Source organism: Edaphobacter aggregans DSM 19364, assembly GCF_000745965.1.
GTDB classification, from domain to species: Bacteria; Acidobacteriota; Terriglobia; order Terriglobales; family Acidobacteriaceae; genus Edaphobacter; species Edaphobacter aggregans.
The window spans coordinates 1-2,061 of record NZ_JQKI01000307.1; the positions used below are offsets into that span (position 1 = coordinate 1).

2 protein-coding genes are annotated in these 2,061 nt (G+C 52.5%); both read right to left on the bottom strand.

The genetic code is table 11. The features are described 5' to 3' along the window. Positions 1–179: 179 nt before the first annotated feature. Positions 180–1,058, bottom strand: a complete 879-nt coding sequence (locus Q363_RS31415; protein ID WP_211256464.1) for an alpha/beta fold hydrolase — start codon at positions 1,056–1,058, stop codon at positions 180–182. A gap of 204 nt (positions 1,059–1,262) precedes the next feature. After that, positions 1,263–1,511 carry an SDR family NAD(P)-dependent oxidoreductase gene (locus tag Q363_RS47300; RefSeq protein ID WP_084080967.1) on the bottom strand — a complete coding sequence of 83 codons (249 nt, stop codon included), beginning with the start codon at positions 1,509–1,511 and terminating at the stop codon, positions 1,263–1,265. Positions 1,512–2,061: the final 550 nt, after the last annotated feature.

Genomic DNA, 2,061 nt, shown 5'->3' on the forward strand with positions numbered 1-2,061 from the left:
TTCGACAGATTTCAGGAAATCTACCGGAACTTCAAGCAGCCATAAGCGAATTGACGGACGCCGTCGTGGGTTCTGCCCGTATCACGGTAGGACTCTGTCGGATTAGGGAAGGATTGCCGACCAACCGTCCGGGATTACGCGCAATTAGCGAGAGTCCAGATCCGTTAGGTGGCTTCGTTTCAACGTGCAGGTGGCGCGGTCTCCGTGGTTGGAGTCGAGAGAATTAGGCGTGCAACCTCCTCAGGCTCATCCATCTGAACGAAATGTCGAGCGCCGGACAGGAGAAACAAATCAGATCCCGGAAACAACTCATGAAATTTCTGAGCCACTCCCTTATTCAAATAAGGGTCGGCGTCACCAAAAATAATTCGCACCGGCCGCCTGAACTCTTTGAGCTTAGAAGCCATTTTCGAGCCTGCTCGCACAGCGGATAACAAGTCTTTATTGAGGGCAAAGAACGCAGGACGTGTGCTCGGCGTTGCGTCGAACTGCTGATACAACAACGGTACAAATTGATTTCTAATCTCAGCATCCCGGAAGAATCTACCCACTTGCCACCAGTACAGGCGACGAAAGAGGAGGTGGTTGAACATCCCTGAAATGGGCCGTGCGAAGTTCCTGATGAGAGGCGTGGAGAAAAGAAAGATCGCTTCGGGTGGTCTGAGCGTCGGCATCGGACAGTAGTAAGTATTCAGCAACACAAGAGCTGCTACCTGATCGGGATGATGAAGCGCCCAATCAATAGCTGGCGGGCCAGAGGCATCATGCGCCACAAGGACAACTTGTCCAAGTTTCCGTTCCTGGATCACAGCGTCCAGATCCCCCTCTTGATTGGTAGCGGTATATGGATAGTCAGGCGGCTTATCAGAAGCCCCCCACCCGAGAAAATCAAAGGTCACTACTCGCCGCGCCGGAGAGAGAAAGGAAAGAACACGATCATAGAGATGAAGATTATCTGGGAAGCCGTGCATGAGGATGATCGTCGGGTCCTCTCCCGGATATTCTCTGACGTAAATGCGATGTTGATCTCGCTGCACGAACTGTTCTATGAAATTCATCTCTTGCCCAAGGATTCCCAGAGCATCTTTTGCCCGCCGATTTGTATAAGGTGATGGATCGCGTTGTCTTCTCTTAATCGCAATTTCAGATGCGCTTCAAAAGCAGGTGATTCACTTCGAGTGCAATCGCCCGAGGCGGAAACTCGCCTGCGATGGCCAAGATTTTCGTAGCCAGACCCGGCAGAACGACTTTGCGTCCACGCATCATGCCGCGATATCCGGCAATCGCACGACCGCTCTTGCGTTCGATTGGGGGAGTAATTTGTAAAGCCCCGTTCCGCTCGCCCCAGCCTTCTCTTCAAATGACGATTTTGTCAAGCCAGGGCTTAGTGCTGTGACCGAAACACCGGAACCGTCGAGCTCTCTGGCCAGGCCCTTCGAGAACGACAAAACGTATGATTTTGTGGCGTAATAGACGGCCATACGCGGACCCCCGGGCTGATAGCCAACTATCCTTTCAGGCCTTCACCTCGGCTTTTGAGCCAAAGCGGATCTATTCGGTTGGCGATGAGAACTAAGAGAGGCCTCACTGGCGAACACAAATATCGACCCATGCGTTCGGTTCATGCCATATTCACGATCTGAACGGCACTATGATGATCATCGCATTGAAGTTCTTCGGGTGCGCGAAAACGGTGGCCTCTCGACAACACGCCGCACCTCCTGCACGCCTGACAAATGCCTCCAGACAATCAATGTGAGTGGTCCTAAAATGTCTGGATACTTGGGCCGCCGTATACAAGAACCATCTCTTGTTCTTGAGTGGAAGAGGCGGCCCAACTAAACAGCTCTCTAGGCGTCGACGAAAATACGCCACTCCATTGAACTTCTGGCTGTTTACCCGGCCATCTTAAAAACGGGCCAGCAGCCGAGCTAGAAATGGTTCTCTCTCTGTCTCCTCTTCCTCCTGCGCACCTGACTCTTTGTCAAGAATGTCGGACAGCTCTTCCTGCCCCGGAACAACCAGAACATCCAGAACAAGGCCGGCGGGTAACTCGCTCAA